This is a genomic window from Actinokineospora alba (assembly GCF_004362515.1).
Classification (GTDB): domain Bacteria; phylum Actinomycetota; class Actinomycetes; order Mycobacteriales; family Pseudonocardiaceae; genus Actinokineospora; species Actinokineospora alba.
Map to the genome: position 1 here is coordinate 5,137,148 of NZ_SNXU01000001.1, position 16,172 is coordinate 5,153,319.

Sequence of the window (16,172 nt, forward strand, 5' to 3'; positions counted from 1 at the left end):
CATGAGGTCCGCCCGGTACTTCAGCGCCGTCGACTCGCACACCGAGGGCATGCCGACCCGGGTGATCACCGGCGGTGTCGGTGTCATCCCCGGAGCCACCATGGCGGCCCGCCGCGAGCACTTCATGGCGAACCTGGACCACCTGCGCGAGCTGCTCATGAACGAGCCGCGCGGGCACTCCGCCATGAGCGGCGCGATCCTGCAGCCGCCGACCCGGCCGGACGCCGACTGGGGTGTGCTCTACATCGAGGTGTCCGGCTGCCTGCCGATGTGCGGGCACGGAACCATCGGTGTGGCAACAGTCCTGGTGGAGACCGGCATGGTCGAGGTGACCGAGCCGGTGACCACGGTCCGGCTCGACACCCCCGCCGGTCTGGTGCTCGCGGAGGTCGCCGTGCGCGATGGGCGGGCGGAGCACGTGACCGTGCGCAACGTCCCTGCGTACGCCCACGAACTCGACGCCACCATTCAGGTCCCCGGTTACGGTGAGGTGCGCTACGACCTCGCCTACGGCGGCAACTTCTACGCGATCATCCCGCTGGAGACGCTGGGACTGCCGTTCGACCGCGCCGCCAAGGACCCGATCCTCGCCGCCGGACTGTCCATCATGGACGCCATCAACGCCCAGCGCAGGCCTGTGCACGTCGCCGATCCGAGCATCAGCGGGTGCAAGCACGTCCAGTTCACCGCGCCGGGCCAGGAAGGCAGCCACTCGCGCAACGCGATGGCCATTCACCCCGGCTGGTTCGACCGCTCACCCTGCGGCACCGGGACCTGCGCCCGGATGGCCCAGCTGCACGCCCGGGGTGAGCTGAAGCTGGGGGAGGACTTCGTCAACGAGTCCTTCATCGGCACCCGCTTCACCGGCAGGCTGCTCGAGGAGGTCCCGATCGGCGACCGGCTCGGTGTCCTGCCCACGGTGACCGGCCGCGCCTGGATCACCGGCATGGGCCAGTACCTGCTCGATCCCGAAGACCCGTTCCCCAGGGGGTTCCAGCTGTGACCCGAGTCCTGTCCACGTCGCCGCAGCGACCGTCCGACGTGGTCGTCGATGTGCCGGCGACCGAGCCCGGCGCCGTTCTCGCCGCCGCGGCGCAAGCCCGTGTCGCGCAACGGGAGTGGGCTTGCGCCGCCCCCGGCGTCCGGTCGGCGGCGCTGGCCGCGATCGCTCAGGCGGTCGCCGACAACGCCGCCGAGTTGGCCGCGCTGGCGGTGCGGGAGGTCGGCAAACCCGCCGCGGAGGCGGCCGGTGAGGTGGCCAGGACCATCGCGCTGCTGCGGTACTACGCCCAGCAGGCGTTCGACCCGATCGGCGAGACCTACCCGACCGGCGGCGGTCTCGGGTTCACCGCGCGCAGGCCGCGCGGGGTGGCCGGGTTGATCACCCCGTGGAACTTCCCGCTGGCGATCCCGGTGTGGAAGTCCGCCCCTGCCCTGGCTTTCGGCAACGCCGTGCTGATCAAGCCGTCGCCGGACGCCACCGCGTGCGCCCTGCGATTGGCCGAACTCTTCACCGCCCACCTCCCCGCCGGTTTGTTCTCGGTGCTGCCCGGGGCGGCGGAGACCGGTGCGGCGCTGGTGTCCTGTGTGGATGCCGTGTCGTTCACCGGGTCCGGTGCGGTCGGCCGCGGCGTCGCGGTCGACGCCGCGCGACGCGGTATCCCGGCCCAGTGCGAGATGGGTGGGCTCTCGGCGACGATCGTGCTGCCCGACGCCGACCTCGACCGCGCCGCGACCGACATCGCGTACGCGGCAATGGGGTTCGCCGGACAGAAGTGCACCGCGACGAAGCGCGTGGTCGTCGTGGGCGACAGCGGGCCGCTCGGCGAGGCGCTCGCGAGCAAGATCGGCGCACTCGGCTTCGGTGATCCGGCCGAACCCAAGACCGCGGTCGGACCGGTGATCAGCGAACAAGCCCGCGACCGGGTGGCGGACGCGGTGACACACGCCCGCGCTGAGGGCGGCCAGGTGGTGGCGTCAGGCACGCGAGCGGGTGACGAGGGCTGGTTCGTGGGCCCGACGGTGATCGGCGGACTCGCGCCGGAAGCCGCGCTGAACCGCGAAGAGGTCTTCGGCCCGATCACCACCCTCACTTCCGTCCCGGACCTCGATGCCGCGCTGAGCATGGCGAACGGCACCGACTATGGGCTGGTCACGGCCGTCTACACCGCGGACCTCGATGTCGCCCTGGCCGCGGCGGACCGCTGCGAGTCGGGAATGGTGAAGGTGAACGCCCCGACCGCGGGCGTCGACTTCCACCTGCCCTTCGGCGGTGAGAAGGACTCGGGCTACGGCGGCCGCGAACAGGGCAAGGCCGCGGCGGCCTTCTACACCTCTTCCCGCACAGTGCAGATCGGAGCGAACCGCTGACCCGCGCCGAGCGGCTTTCAGCGGGTCGCTAGCTGAGCCTGGGGTGGACTTCCGGGTGCGCGAGCCACCACGGGCGGAACACCGGGCTCTCCAGCGCATGGTGGGTGTAGGCGGCGGCGGAGGCTTCGTGGATCCGGTTGATCTGGCTCTCCGTAAGCCTTTCCCGCCGCCACGCCAGCACCAGGCGCATCCGCAGTGGTTCGCCGGCGAGCGGGCGGACGACCAAGCCGGGGCACCCTATCGAGGTCGGCTCGACCAGTTGCACCGCCTGGCCGGACCTGATCAGCTGGCGGCCGCCGCCGCTGGGGACCTCGAAGCGGATCCGGGGGACGAACCCCGCCCCGCGACAGGCTGAGCGCAACGTCGCCAGCGAGCCGTCGTCGGCTCCGGGCGGGCAGATCCAGGAGTCTTCGGCCAAGTCCGACAAGGGAATCTCGGGCAGGCGGGCGGAGGGATGCGTGTCCGCGACCGCGACGAAGACGGGTACGCGCGGCACCAGGGTCCGGTACATCACCTGCGCGCCAAGGGGTACGTCTTTGTCGTCGGACATGCCGATCAGGGCAGCATCGAGTCGGCCATGGGTCAGGGAGTGGGCGAGCATCGTGCTCGACGGCTCCACCTGAAGCCTGATCTCGGCCTCCGGCAACGTTTCATCGAGCCGGGAGACCAACGTCGCGACGCACTCCATGTGCGCCGAACCCATGCGCAGCACGGATTGGGTGTTCGGGCGCACCAGGTCGGCGCTGAACGCGTCGAGTTCGACCAGCAGCACCCGCGCGCGGCCCAGCACCCGCTCACCCAGGGCGGTGGGCGCGGTTCCGGTGCGGCTGCGCAGGAACAGCTGCCCGCCCACCGACCGCTCGACGCGCTGCAGCAGCAAGGTGAGCGACGGCTGGGACACCCCGAGGGCGGACGCGGCCTGCGAGAGGCTGCCCGTCTCCGCGATAGTGCAAATGGCCCTCAGGTGTCGGAACTCCAGGTCCATAAGCAAAGACTATAGAGCCAAATCATTACCAGTGGATCCCTCTCGGTGTGACTCTCCCTCAATGCGCGATGACCTTGATACCAAAGGAGGATCTCCCTCGCGCGCCCTACCCTGCATGCCGCCCGACGCGGCAAATCCCCCTGCACCGGAGACACCGTGATGAGATTTCGTCCGCGACCCGGGTTGGTCCTGCTGACCCTGCTCGCCGCCACCTTGGGCTTACCGGCCCCGGCCGCCGTCGCCGCACCTGAACGCCCGTCCGCCGCGACCACGCCACCGCCGGTCGCCCAGTCCCACGGCACCGCCCGTGAGTCCAGGACGACGACGCCGCTGAAGGACCGCGGCCCGATTCCGGCCACCACACCGCGAACGAGTGGGGTGGCGGCCACACAGTCCGCCGCGGCCTGCGACCCGGCGGAGTTCGCCGGCCGCACCGGGGCCGCGCTGGTCCAGCACATCCGCTCGTCGACCCTGGACTGCGTCAACTCGCTGTTCACGCTCACCGGGAGCACGGCCACCGGAGCCTTCCGCGAGGCGCAGATGGTGAGCGTCGCGTACGGACTGCGGGACAACGCCGTCGCTTACCCCGGCGACAACTCCACCGCCACCGGCCAACTCGTCCTCTACTTGCGCGCCGGGTATTTCGTCCAGTGGTACAACCCCGATGTCGTCGGCGGTTACGGTCCCACGCTGCGCACGGCGATCCAGGCCGCGCTGGACACCTTCTACGGCAACCCGCGGGCGTTCACCGTCAGCGAGGCCAACGGTGCCACGCTGTCCGAGGCGGTGACCCTGATCGACAGCGCGCAGGAGAACGCCCGGTACCTCGGAATCGTCCGTCGCCTGCTTTCCAGCTACACCAGCGCCTATGACGCCTACCCTTCGATGGTGTCGGCGGTCAACGGTGTCTACACAGTACTGTTCCGCGGCCACTACCTGCCCGCGTTCGTCTCCGCCGTGCAGAGCGACCCGGCGGTCATCGACTCGCTGAACGGTTTCGCGCTGGCACACCTGAACCTCCTGGGCACCAGCCGCGCGTACCTGACCACCAACGCGGGCCGTGAGCTGGGCAGGTTCCTGCAGTACGAGGCGCTGCGCGCCAAGGTGCGCCCACTCGCGAAGGGCTTGCTCGACCGCAGCTCGATCACCGGACCGACCGGCGGGCTCTGGATCGGCGTCGCCGAGATGGCCGACTCCTACGACAAAGCCAACTGCGCGTACTACGACGTCTGCGACCTGCCCGCCCGGCTGAACGCCGCGATCCTGCCGATCACGCACACCTGCTCGGGCGCGCTCCGGATCCGCGCCCAGGCCATGACGGCCGCCGAACTGTCGGCCTCCTGCACGAGCCTGGCCAACCAGGACGCCTTCTTCCACGGCGTGGTCCGAGACCCCGGCCCGGTGGCGAACGACCTCAACACGACGCTGGAGGTGGTGGTCTACGACTCCAGCGCCGACTACAAGACCTACGCGGGCACGATGTTCGACATCGACACCAACAACGGTGGCATGTACCTCGAGGGCAACCCCGCTACGGCGGGCAATGTGCCGCGCTTCATCGCCTATGAGGCGGAATGGCTGCGGCCGACGTTCGAGGTGTGGAACCTCAACCACGAGTACACCCACTACCTCGACGGCCGCTACAACATGTACGGCGACTTCCCGACCACCGTCAGCACCCCGACCGTCTGGTGGATCGAGGGCGTCGCCGAGTACGTGTCCTGGTCCTACCGGAACTTGACGAACACGGCGGCCATCGCGGAGGCGGCCAAGAAGACCTACACCCTGAGCACCCTGTTCGACACCACCTACGACCACGACGCGACCCGGGTGTACCGCTGGGGCTACCTCGCGGTGCGCTACATGATGCAGTCGCACCCCGCCGACATGACGACGGTCCTGGGGCACTACCGCGCGGGCAACTACACCGCGGCCCGCACCCACCTGAAGACGACGATCGGCACCCGTTACGACGCCGACTGGAACACCTGGCTCACCGCATGCGCGGCAGGCGACTGCGGAACAGGGAACCGACCGCCCACAGCGGACTTCACCCACACGGTGACCGGCCTGACCGCCGCGTTCACCGACCGCTCCACCGACCCCGACGGCACGGTCACCACCCGCCGCTGGGACTTCGGCGACGGCGGCACCTCCACCGCCACGTCCCCCACCCACACCTACGCGACAGCGGGCACCTACACCGTCCGCCTCACCGCAACCGACAACAAAGGCGCGACGGCGACCACCACCCGCACGGTCACCGTCACGGCCGCGCTCCCCGAGTGCGGGGGCGCCGACACCCGCGCACTGGGCAAGAACTGCCAGCGCACCAACCGCTCCGCGGCGAACTCCGGGTATGACTACCTGTACCTGTTCGTCCCGTCCGGAACCACCCAGCTGCGCATCACCGCGAGCGGCGGGTCGGGCAACTGCGATCTCTACTACAGCCCCACCAACTGGGCCACCACGGCCACGGCCACCCACCGGTCGGTCACGGGCAACAACAACGAGTCCGTCGTGGTGGCAAACCCACCCAGCGGATACGTGTACATCAGCCTGAAGGGCTCCACCGCCTGCTCGGGCGTCACTGTCGCCACCAGGTACTAGGCACAGGGGAGGGAAGCGGGCCCGCCCGATGCATCTCACCGACGGGCCCGCCACCCACCACCATCACCACCTACCCGACACCACCCACCACCACCACCACCCAGCCGACACCACCCACCCAGCCGACACCACCCACCCGACGCAACGTGCCTATCCCAACTGCCTGTTTGGGTGGAGTGGTTTCTTTGGGGGAGAAGAAAGACCCCTAAACTCGCCGTGGTCGTGGGCCGAAGGCTCCCCACCCGCTTTTCCACGACAGGGGTCTTTCTTCGTAGGGGCCCCAAAGAAACCACTCCACCCAAACAGGCACCCGACAGGTCCGGCTACCGCACAGTGAACCGATCAACCACCGCATACTGCCCAGACTTCTTGACCAATGTCACCGTATGCACCCCCGCCCTCAACCCATCGATCCCGAACACCTTCTGCTGCACTTGCCGAGTCGAGGCGAACGTGCTCACCGTCGCCCGGAACTGACCGTCCACATAGACATCCAAATCACCCTGGTCAAAATTGCGCTCGGTGACCACGTCAACCCCCGTCCCGACCCACGTCGCCGTGACGGAGTCCCCGTTGGCGAGGGAGTACTGCACATCGTTCTGGTAGTCACCGAACCCGCGCCCGGAGTGGTAACCCCACGTCCCCGAGTACTCCACCGTCGGGTCGTTGTTGTTCACACTGCGGTCCAGCAGGTACCCGTCGATGGTCGCGTAGGTCCCGCTCTGCTTGGTGAGCGTCACAGTGTGCTGCCCATACGGCAACCCACCCACCTGATAGATCACCTGCTGCACCTTCCGCGTCGCGGAATAGGTGTCGACGGTCCCGACCACAGTGCCGTCCATACTCACAGCCAGCGCGCCCTGGTCGGGAGAGCGTTCGCCCAGCACTCGGATTCCGGTGCCGGTGAAGGTGAACGCCGCCTGGGCCCCATTGGCTGAGGTCACGTGCAGGTCCTGGTTCAGGTCACCGGTCTGTCGTCCACTTGAGACCGACCATGCGCCGGTGTAGCCGATGGTGGCGGGGGAGAGCAGCGAACCCAGCTCACCGTCGTTGCCGAGATAGGGATCGACCGGCATCAGCTTGCGGTACGCGGGCCGTAAACCGGCGTTGGTGGCGATCTCCTTGGCCCGGGCGGGCCAGTTCCCGTCGGTGACGAACGTGGTGTTCGTGATCGTCACGTTCGTCCCGTTGTTGGTCTGCCGGGTGACGTCGGAGAAGTTGTCGCGGATCGTGATGTCGTGGATGGTGTTGATCCACTCCATCGTCCAGTTCTGCGCGGTCTGGGACACGACGTTGCTGTGCGCGTCCCACCACGAGCTTCCCTCATCGAGGTACACGCCTTGAGCGTTGGCGTGGTGCGCGGTGGCCTTGCTCAGCGCGTTGCCGGAGAACACCGACCGCACGCTGCCGTCGCCCTGCCCGCCGAGGGTGTAGATCAGCCCGCCGTCGGACAGGACGCGCATCACGTCGTGGACGTAGTTGTCGGTGATGTTGTTCGCCTGCGCGTAGTTCGTCCCGTGCCGTGCGACCCCGGGGGAGGCCCAACCCCAACCCCAGCCCAGCGAGATGCCTGAGTACGGGGTGTGCGCGATCTCGTTGTGCGACAACGTCACCGCCCGGGTGAAGCCGACCAGGATGCCCACGGCGTCCTCGTATTCCTGCCCGACATAGGTGATCGCGTTGTCGGACACGGTGTTGCCCGAGGTCATCCGCGCCGGGTCGGTCAGCCAGAAGTCGTCGAACTCGCCGACGCTGATACCGCTGCCGGACACATCGTGGACGCGGTTGCCGATGACCGTGCTGTCCTGGGTGCCGAAGGCGAGGTCGACGCCGACTCCGCCCAGGTGGGCGAGTTCGCCACCCGACACCTCGATCCGCTGTCCCCGCTCGACGCGGACGGCACCCGGGGTGCGCGCGGTGCGGGCGGGGGAGCCGACCCAGATCACGCCCGCCTGGTTGTCGGCGTAGCCTTCCGGCCCCGACGGCTGCGACCACGCGCTGTGGGCGAAGGTGATGCCGCGCAGCGCGATGTCGTGCACCGGCGCGATCGGCGCGGTGACCGGCACGAATCCGTCGATGACCAGGTAGCTGCCGGATTTCTTCACCAGCCGCACGGTGTGGCTGCCCTGGGTGAGTCCGGTCTTGGAGTAGATCACCTGCTGGGCGAGCCGGTCCGTGCCGCGATAAGCGGAGACAGTCCGGTCGAACACGCCGTCGACGAAGACGTCGATGTCGCCCAGGTCGCTGTAGCGCTCGCTGAGCACGTCGATCCCGGTGCCGGTGAAGGTGATGGTCGACGAATCGCCGTTGGTCTGCGTGTACCGCAGGTCGTCGCGCAGGTCGCCGAACGTCCGGCCGCCGCTGACGCCCCACGTGCCCTGGTAGCTGATGCGCGAGTCGTCGTTGTTGTACGGGACCAACTGGCCCGGCGTGCCCGCGAGCCGCACGAGGGTCTCGGTCACCGGCAGCTCCACGGTGGCGGTCGACAGGTTCTCACCCGCCCGCGGGATGTAGTAGACGTACCCGGCGGCGGAGTCCAGGAAGAACTCGCCCGCGGTGTCGAGCAGCTCGTAGGCGTTCTCCAGCCACGTGACCGTGTCCAGGCCGACTCGGCCGGAGCCGTTGTACGGGAAGTAGTAGTCGGGGTTCGGCGCGGTGCCCGCGTTGCCCCAGCACGGTTGCGCCGCGTTCAGGCTCGACCCGGTGCCGTTCGCGGTGATCGACGCCAGCGGGCAGCGCAGGTGCTTCCACTTGTTGCGCGCGACCAGTTCGACGCCGGTCGGGTCGGCCCAGCCGAGGTACTTCGGATCGGCGGTGGCGAAGCCGCCCGCGGTCTTGGTGAACCCGGCGGGGTTGAGTGGCGTCCGCGCCCGGTCCGCCCGCACTCCGTTGACGAACAGCTGGCGGGCACGCGTCCCCGCGGCCACCGGCGCCCGGTGGATGCCGCGGCCGGCGTCGCTGACCTGCCAGCCGGTGACCTGGCGGCCGCCGGAGAGGATGGGCCGCTCACCGGGGTACGCCTGCCAGACCGCGGGCCTGCCCGCGACCCCGGAGTCGGCGGCGGTGAGGTCGAACGTGCTGGTCAGCCGGTAGGTCCCGCCCCGGAGCTGGACGACGACGTCGCCGCCGGGGAGCAGCGCCCGGGCCTTGTCCCGGGCTCCGGTGAGAGAACAGGGCGCGGCCACGGTGCAGGCGGTTCCCGACCCGGTCGGCGCCGCGTAGAGCGTGGTCGCCGCGGCCTGTGCCGAGCCGGGTGCCGCGAGGGTGGTGGCGATCGCCGCCACCACGGCTAACCGGCTGATCCGCCATCTGGTCCGTGTGTCCACGCCGCACCACCTGTCCGATCACTGTCGCTGGCTGAGGTGTCGGCAAGTGTGAAATGGATCGGATGTTTCCGCAAGGTCGCTGGCCGGAATCACGGCAGGTTGGCGCTATTGAGACCCAGGTAGACCAGCACATCCGATCTATCTGTCATCAATCTGGCTGAAGGTCTTGCAACTTGACGGACCTACCAGCTATACATCTCGGCAATACATCAGATGTTTGCGGAGAGGGTGTCGCGTGAAGCTGCTTCGAGTGGGACCGGCCGGGGAGGAGGTGCCCGCTGTCCTCGACGAGTCGGGCGGGCTGCTCGACCTGTCCGGGATCGTCTCCGACATCGACGGCGCGTTCCTGGCGGCAGGCGGCGTCGACCAGGTCCGCGCCGCCGTCGAGGCCGGGGGACTGCCGGAGCTGCCCGCGGGCCTGCGGATCGGTGCGCCGGTCGCCCGGCCCGGCAAGATCGTCTGCGTCGGGCTGAACTACTCCGACCACGCCGAGGAGACCGGCGCGGAGAAGCCGACCGAGCCGGTGCTGTTCATGAAGGCGCCCAACACGGTGATCGGCCCGGACGACCAGGTCCTGGTCCCGCGCGGCAGCCTCAAGACGGACTGGGAAGTCGAACTCGCGGTCGTCATCGGCTCGACCGCCCGCTATCTGACCGGCCACGCGGATGCCCTGGCCCGCGTGGCCGGTTACGCCATCTCCAACGACGTCTCCGAGCGGGAGTTCCAGCTCGAGCGCGGCGGCCAGTGGGACAAGGGGAAGTCCTGCGAGACGTTCAACCCGCTGGGCCCGTGGCTGGTCACCGCCGACGAGGTCGCCGACCCGCAGTCGCTGGGCATGCGCCTGTGGGTCAACGGGACGCTCCGGCAGGACGGCAACAGCAAGAACATGATCTTCGCCGTCGCCGAGATCGTCCGGTACGTGTCCCAGTTCATGGTCCTCGAACCCGGCGACGTGATCAACACGGGCACGCCCGCGGGTGTCGCGCTCGGCCTGCCCGACCCGAAGCCGTACCTGCGGGCGGGCGACGTGGTCGAGGTCGAGATCGACGGACTTGGGCGCCAGCGCCAGGAAGTGGGCCAGGCATGAGCGAGTTCGCGAGCGAATCATCGGCACGGCCCGCGCGAATCGTGAGCCTGCGCACCCACGACATCCGGTTCCCGACGTCGCTGGAGCTCGACGGCTCGGACGCGATGAACCCGGACCCGGACTACTCGGCCGCCTACGTCGTCCTCGGCACCGATTCGCCGGACGGCCTGGAGGGCCATGGGTTCGCGTTCACCATCGGCCGCGGCAACGACATCCAGAGCACCGCCATCCGCGCACTGGAGTCCTATGTGGTCGGGCGGCGGCTCGACGACACGCTCGAGGACCTCGGCGGCATCTGGAAGGCGATGGTCCACGACTCGCAGCTGCGCTGGCTGGGCCCGGAGAAGGGCGTCATGCACATGGCGGTCTCCGCGGTGATCAACGCGCTGTGGGACCTCAAGGCCAAGCGGGCAGGCAAGCCGGTCTGGGAGGTGCTGGCGGGCCTGACCCCCGAGCAGCTCGTGGACCTCGTCGACTTCCGCTACCTCACCGACGCGCTCACCCGCGATGAGGCGCTGGCGATCCTGCGCGCCGCCGAGCCCGGCCGCGCCGAGCGAAAGGCGAAGCTGCTGGCCGAGGGGTATCCCGCGTACACGACCTCGCCCGGCTGGCTCGGCTACGACGACGCCAAGCTGCGCAGGCTCTGCGCCGAGGCGGTCGCCGAGGGGTTCACCCAGATCAAGCTGAAGGTCGGCGCCGACCTGGCCGACGACATCCGCCGCATGCGCATCGCCCGTGAGACCGTGGGCCCCGGCATCCGCATCGCGATCGACGCGAACCAGCGCTGGGACGTCGGCGCCGCGATCACCTGGGTCGAGGCGCTCGCCGAGTTCGACCCGTGGTGGGTCGAGGAGCCGACCAGCCCCGACGACGTGCTCGGCCACGCGACCATCGCCCGCGCGATCGCGCCGATCAAGGTCGCCACCGGCGAGCACGTGCAGAACCGGGTGGTCTTCAAACAGCTGCTGCAGTCCGGGGCGATCTCGTTCCTGCAGCTCGACGCGGCCCGGGTGGCCGGGGTGAACGAGAACGTCGGCATCCTGCTGCTCGCCGCCAAGTTCAGCGTGCCGGTGTGCCCACACGCGGGCGGGGTCGGGCTGTGCGAGCTGGTCCAGCACCTGTCGATGTTCGACTTCGTCGCGGTGTCCGGCTCGCTCGACGACCGGGTGATCGAGTACGTCGACCACCTGCACGAGCACTTCGTGGACCCCGTGCGGATCGAGAACGGGAACTACGTCACGCCGACCGCGCCGGGATTCGGGGCGACCATGCACCCCCGGACGCTGCTCCAGTTCGCCTACCCTGACGGTCCCGTGTGGACCGCGGCGAAGCAGAGGAACGCGTCATGACGGACTTCACCGGCCTTCGCGCCATCGTCACCGGCGGCGGATCGGGCATCGGCCTGGCGACGGCCACCCACCTGGCAGCGCTCGGCGCGCAGGTCGCCTGCCTGGATCTCGACCCCGCGGGCGTCCCCGTGCCGCTGCTCGGCCTCACCGCCGACGTCAGCGACGAGGACTCGGTGACCAGAGCGGTGAACCAGGCCGCCGAGGCGTTCGGCGGGCTGGACATCGTGGTCAACAACGCCGGAATCGGCGCGCAGGGAACCGTCGAGGACGGCACCTACGACGAGTGGCGCAAGGTGTTCGAGGTCAACGTGCTCGGCATCGTCCGCACCAGCCGGGCCGCCCTGCCCCACCTGCGGGAATCGTCCGCGGCGGCGATCGTCAACACCTGCTCGATCGCCGCGACCGCCGGACTGCCCCAGCGCGCGCTCTACAGCGCGAGCAAAGGCGCCGTTCAGTCGCTGACCCTGGCCATGGCCGCCGACCACGTGGCCGACGGCGTGCGGGTCAACTGCGTCAACCCGGGCACCGCGGACACCCCGTGGGTGCGCAGGCTGCTGGACTCCGCCGAGGACCCGGCCGCCGAGTTGGCCGCGCTCAACGCGCGCCAGCCCATGGGACGGCTGGTGACCGCCGACGAGGTCGCCGCCGCCATCGCCTATCTCGCCGGACCCCACGCCGCGTCGACCACCGGAACCGTGCTCGCGGTCGACGGTGGCATGCAGGGCCTACGCCTGCGCCCCCGAACCAGCTGAACGACCCCCGCAGATTTCCCGTTGTCGAATCGAGGACAGTCAATGAAGATCACCTCCCGCTCCCGGGCCGCGTTCGCCATCATCGCGGCGACGACCCTGGCCGTGTCGCTGTCGGCGTGCAGCAAGGACTCCGACACCCCCGCCGCGCCGGGCTCGAACGCGGGCGGCGGCGTCGGCGTCGACCTGCCCCGCGCGGACTCCGACTTCTGGAACGCCTACGCCAAGTACGTGCCCGCCAAGGCCAAGGACCTGGGCGTCACCGTCACGTCGACCACGAACTCGCAGAACGACGTGCAGAAGCTGCTGACCAACGTCGACAGCCTGGTCGCCCAGGGCGCCAAGGCCCTCGTCATGGCCCCGCAGGACACCGGTGCGATCGCCTCGAAGCTCGACGAGCTCGCGGGCAAGAAGATTCCCGTGGTCAGCGTCGACACCCGCCCCGACTCGGGCAGCGTCTACATGGTCGTCCGCGCCGACAACCGCGCGTACGGCACCAAGGCCTGCGAGTTCCTCGGCGAGAAGCTGGGCGGCAAGGGCAAGGTCATCGAGTTCCAGGGCTCGCTGTCCTCGATCAACGGCCGTGACCGCTCCGAGGCGTTCAAGGAGTGCATGACCAAGAAGTTCCCGGACATCAAGGTGTTCGAGGAGCCGACCGAGTGGGAGGGCGCCAAGGCCCAGGCAGCGCTGGAGACCCGCCTGACCACCGACCCCGACATCAAGGGCGTCTACATGCAGGCCGGTGGCGTGTTCCTCGACCCGACCCTGCAGGTGCTCAAGCAGCGTGGCCTGCTGGTCCCGCCGAGCGACCCCAAGCACATCTTCATCATCTCCAACGACGGCATCCCGCAGGAGTTCGACGCCATCCGCAAGGGTGAGATCGACGCGACCGTCTCCCAGCCCGCCGACACCTACGCGGGCATCGGCCTCTACTGGGCCAAGCAGGCCCTCGCGGGCGTCACCCCCAAGGAAGGCCCGACCGACCACGGCAGCATCGTCATCAAGCTGCCCAACGGTTTCGAGGACCAGCTCCCCGCACCGCTGGTGACCAAGGACAACGTGGACGACGCTTCCCTCTGGGGCAACGCCAAGTCCTGACCTGACCGGCACCCAGAAGAGGTAATCCACGATGGACACCCAGCATCCGCTGGTCGCGGCGACCGGGATCGTCAAGCGCTTCGGGCCGACCGTCGCGCTCGCCGACGGGAACCTGACGGTGCACGCCGGTGAGACCCACGCGCTGGTCGGACGCAACGGCGCCGGGAAGTCGACCATGGTCGGCGTGCTCACCGGGCTGCTCAAGCCGGACGCGGGCGAGGTCCGCTTCGCCGGCGTGCGGGCGCCCGCGCTCGGTGACCGGGCCGCATGGCGCGAGCGGGTGGCGTGTGTCTACCAGTACCCGTCGGTGGTCAAGGAGCTGACCGTCGCGGAGAACCTCTTCCTGCACCGGCAGCCGCGCGGGCGGTTCGGCCTGATCTCGCCGAGCCGTCAGCGCAGGCAGGCCGCGGACCTGCTCGACGCGTGGTCGGTCGCGGTGTCGCCCGACCTGCCCGCGGCCGAGTTGAGCGTCGAGCAGCGCCAGCTCGTCGAGATCGCGAGCGCCCTGTCGCTGGGCGCCCGCTTCGTCATCCTCGACGAGCCGACCGCGCAGCTGGAGGGCCGGGCGATCACCCGGCTGTTCGACAAGCTGCGCGCGCTGCAGGACGCCGGGGTGACTTTCCTGTTCATCTCCCACCACCTGCCCGAGATCTACGAGATCTGCCAGCGGGTCACCGTCTTCCGCGACGCCCGGCACATCGTCACCGACACGGTGGCCAACCTGGACCGGGACAAGCTGGTGGCCGCGATGATCGGCGAGGCACGCGGGCTCGTGCAGGTCGGCGCCGACCGACCGGCCGTGCCCGACACCGCCGAGCCGGTGCTCGAACTCGCGGGCGTGACCGTGCCAGGTCACGTCAGCGACGTGGATCTGACCGTGCGCCGAGGCGAGATCGTCGGCGTGGCGGGTTCAGCGGTCAGCGGCAAGCGTCAGCTCGCCGAGGCCCTGGCCGGACTGCGCGGGCGCGCCGGGGCGGTGTTCGTGGCGGGGCGAAGGGTCCGCCCGGGCACGGTGCGCGCCGCGCTGGACGGCGGGATCGGGTACCTGCCGGGTGACCGCAACATCGACGGGTTCGTGGGGGGCCTGTCGGTGGCGGAGAACGCGACCATGACGATCGCCAAGAAGCTCGGCCCCGCGGGCATGGTGCTGCCGGGCAAGCGGGACGCCGCCGCCCGGACCATGATCGCCGACCTGGACATCCACACCTCCGGCCCGGACCAGCCGGTCGGCGAGCTGTCCGGCGGCAACGCCCAGAAGGTCGTGATGGCCCGCGCGCTGGCCGGCGACCCGGAAGTCATCGTGCTGGTGCAGCCGACCGCGGGCGTCGACGTGCGCTCGAAGGAGTCGCTGCTGGGCGCGGTGGACGAGAAGACCCGTGAGCAGCGGGGCGCCCTGCTCATCTCAGACGAACTGGACGACCTGCGGGTGTGCGACCGCGTCGTGGTGATGCTCGGCGGGCGGATCGTCGCCGAGCACGCGCGCGGCTGGGACGAGACTCAGCTTGTCGCCGAAATCGAGGGAATCAATGAGCACCGTGCCTGAAATCCTGGACACCGAGCCCGCGGCGGTGGAGCCGAGCGACAGTGGCGAACCGGCCAAGTCGGGCAGGCCGAGCAACCGTCTGCGGCTGGCCAAACTGCGTGACCTGGCCCTGATCCCGCCGATCATCGTCGTGCTCATCATCGGCTACTCGATCAACCCCGACGTCTTCCTGACGAAGTCGTACCTGGTCGACAACGTGCTGAAGTACCAGGCCGTGCTGGCGCTGCTTGTGCTCGCCGAGGCCCTGGTGCTCATCGTGGGCAAAATGGACCTGTCGCTGGAGTCGACCGTCGGGTTCGCCCCCGCCATCGCGGTGTTCTTCGTGGTCGGCAGCACCGACTTCCTCGGCGCGCCGTGGCCCGCGTGGACGGTGCTGCCGGTGACGCTGTTCTTCGGCGTCCTGGTCGGCCTGTTCAACGCGTTCATGATCGTCAAGGTCCGGCTCTCGGCGTTCATGGTCACCCTGGCCATGTTGATCCTGCTGCGCGGCCTGCAGCTGGCCATCGTCGGCGGTGCCACGATGTCCAACCTGGCCAAGAAGATCCCCGTGATCGACGACCTGGGCAGCATCCGCGTCGTCGGCCTGCCGGTCTCGATCTGGATCGTGGTCGTGTCCTTCGGGGTGGGCATCGTGGTGCTCGGCTACACCCGGGCGGGCCGGTCGATCTACGCGGTGGGCGGCAACGCCGCCGCGGCGCGGGCGGCGGGCATCCGGGTCGAGCGGGTCGTGTTCACCACCCTCATCATCGCCAGCGTGCTGGCCGCGTTCGCGGGCCTGATGCTGGCGGGGCAGCTGGGCGCGGTGTCGGCCACCATGGGCGACGGCATGATCTTCAAGGTGTTCGCGGCCGCGGTCATCGGCGGCATCATGCTCGACGGCGGCAAGGGGTCGCTGTTCGGCGCGCTGACCGGCGTGCTCCTGCTCGGCCTGCTGGAGAGCGTGCTGGTGCTGGCCCAGGTCGACCCGCTGCAGATCCAGGCGGTGTACGGCCTGGTCATCCTGGTAGCGCTCATCATCGCCCGGGTGACCAGCGGAAAAGCGCAGGACTAGCGGT

At 69.5% G+C, this 16,172-nt stretch carries 11 protein-coding genes; 9 read left to right on the plus strand and 2 right to left on the minus strand.

What is annotated here, in order from left to right; all coding sequences use genetic code 11:
• The first annotated feature begins 1 nt into the window (after position 1).
• A complete protein-coding gene (locus C8E96_RS23665) occupies positions 2 to 1,003 on the plus strand; it encodes a proline racemase family protein (RefSeq protein ID WP_091368167.1) in 1,002 nt (333 codons plus the stop codon).
• On the plus strand, positions 1,000 to 2,370 hold the full coding sequence (locus tag C8E96_RS23670; RefSeq protein ID WP_091368170.1) for an aldehyde dehydrogenase family protein: 1,371 nt from the start codon (positions 1,000 to 1,002) through the stop codon (positions 2,368 to 2,370). The genes C8E96_RS23665 and C8E96_RS23670 overlap by 4 nt, the downstream gene beginning before the upstream one ends.
• A 28-nt stretch (positions 2,371 to 2,398) precedes the next feature.
• Here the strand turns inward: C8E96_RS23670 and C8E96_RS23675 are convergent, their stop codons facing one another.
• A complete protein-coding gene (locus C8E96_RS23675; protein ID WP_091368173.1) occupies positions 2,399 to 3,355 on the minus strand; it encodes a LysR family transcriptional regulator in 957 nt (318 codons plus the stop codon).
• A gap of 159 nt (positions 3,356 to 3,514) precedes the next feature.
• Here C8E96_RS23675 and C8E96_RS23680 point away from each other — a divergent pair, with 159 nt between their 5' ends.
• Positions 3,515 to 5,965: a collagenase gene (locus tag C8E96_RS23680; protein WP_091368175.1), complete on the plus strand. Its 2,451-nt coding sequence runs from the start codon at positions 3,515 to 3,517 to the stop codon at positions 5,963 to 5,965.
• Between the two features lie 323 nt (positions 5,966 to 6,288).
• Here C8E96_RS23680 and C8E96_RS23685 read toward each other — a convergent pair whose 3' ends face one another.
• Positions 6,289 to 9,291 carry a right-handed parallel beta-helix repeat-containing protein gene (locus C8E96_RS23685; protein WP_133794707.1) on the minus strand — a complete coding sequence of 1,001 codons (3,003 nt, stop codon included), beginning with the start codon at positions 9,289 to 9,291 and terminating at the stop codon, positions 6,289 to 6,291.
• Positions 9,292 to 9,526: 235 nt separating this feature from the next.
• Between C8E96_RS23685 and C8E96_RS23690 the strand changes: the two genes are divergently transcribed.
• The 6 genes from C8E96_RS23690 to C8E96_RS23715 are packed head-to-tail and all read left to right on the plus strand — an operon-like array spanning position 9,527 to position 16,168.
• Positions 9,527 to 10,378 (plus strand): fumarylacetoacetate hydrolase family protein, encoded by an 852-nt coding sequence (locus C8E96_RS23690; RefSeq protein ID WP_091368184.1) that lies wholly within the window; start codon positions 9,527 to 9,529, stop codon positions 10,376 to 10,378.
• Positions 10,375 to 11,727, plus strand: coding sequence for an L-fuconate dehydratase (locus C8E96_RS23695; protein ID WP_091368189.1), 1,353 nt, complete (start codon positions 10,375 to 10,377; stop codon positions 11,725 to 11,727). The genes C8E96_RS23690 and C8E96_RS23695 overlap by 4 nt, the downstream gene beginning before the upstream one ends.
• Complete coding sequence (locus C8E96_RS23700) at positions 11,724 to 12,479, plus strand: SDR family NAD(P)-dependent oxidoreductase (RefSeq protein ID WP_091368192.1); 756 nt, start codon at positions 11,724 to 11,726, stop codon at positions 12,477 to 12,479. The genes C8E96_RS23695 and C8E96_RS23700 overlap by 4 nt, the downstream gene beginning before the upstream one ends.
• 42 nt (positions 12,480 to 12,521) lie before the next feature.
• Positions 12,522 to 13,574 carry a sugar ABC transporter substrate-binding protein gene (locus C8E96_RS23705; protein ID WP_091368194.1) on the plus strand — a complete coding sequence of 351 codons (1,053 nt, stop codon included), beginning with the start codon at positions 12,522 to 12,524 and terminating at the stop codon, positions 13,572 to 13,574.
• A gap of 31 nt (positions 13,575 to 13,605) precedes the next feature.
• On the plus strand, positions 13,606 to 15,117 hold the full coding sequence (locus C8E96_RS23710) for a sugar ABC transporter ATP-binding protein (RefSeq protein WP_091368196.1): 1,512 nt from the start codon (positions 13,606 to 13,608) through the stop codon (positions 15,115 to 15,117).
• Positions 15,101 to 16,168: an ABC transporter permease gene (locus C8E96_RS23715; RefSeq protein WP_091368199.1), complete on the plus strand. Its 1,068-nt coding sequence runs from the start codon at positions 15,101 to 15,103 to the stop codon at positions 16,166 to 16,168. The genes C8E96_RS23710 and C8E96_RS23715 overlap by 17 nt, the downstream gene beginning before the upstream one ends.
• Positions 16,169 to 16,172 lie beyond the last annotated feature (4 nt).

Excerpts from the sequence above, each read along its gene's own strand:
- C8E96_RS23695 (WP_091368189.1), top strand. The coding sequence starts at position 10,375 with ATGAGCGAGTTCGCGAGCGAATCATCGGCACGGCCCGCGCGAATCGTG.
- C8E96_RS23705 (WP_091368194.1), top strand. The coding sequence starts at position 12,522 with ATGAAGATCACCTCCCGCTCCCGGGCCGCGTTCGCCATCATCGCGGCG.
- C8E96_RS23665 (WP_091368167.1), top strand. The coding sequence starts at position 2 with ATGAGGTCCGCCCGGTACTTCAGCGCCGTCGACTCGCACACCGAGGGC.
- C8E96_RS23710 (WP_091368196.1), top strand. The coding sequence starts at position 13,606 with ATGGACACCCAGCATCCGCTGGTCGCGGCGACCGGGATCGTCAAGCGC.
- C8E96_RS23700 (WP_091368192.1), top strand. The coding sequence starts at position 11,724 with ATGACGGACTTCACCGGCCTTCGCGCCATCGTCACCGGCGGCGGATCG.
- C8E96_RS23715 (WP_091368199.1), top strand. The coding sequence starts at position 15,101 with ATGAGCACCGTGCCTGAAATCCTGGACACCGAGCCCGCGGCGGTGGAG.
- C8E96_RS23680 (WP_091368175.1), top strand. The coding sequence starts at position 3,515 with ATGAGATTTCGTCCGCGACCCGGGTTGGTCCTGCTGACCCTGCTCGCC.
- C8E96_RS23675 (WP_091368173.1), bottom strand. The coding sequence starts at position 3,355 with ATGGACCTGGAGTTCCGACACCTGAGGGCCATTTGCACTATCGCGGAG.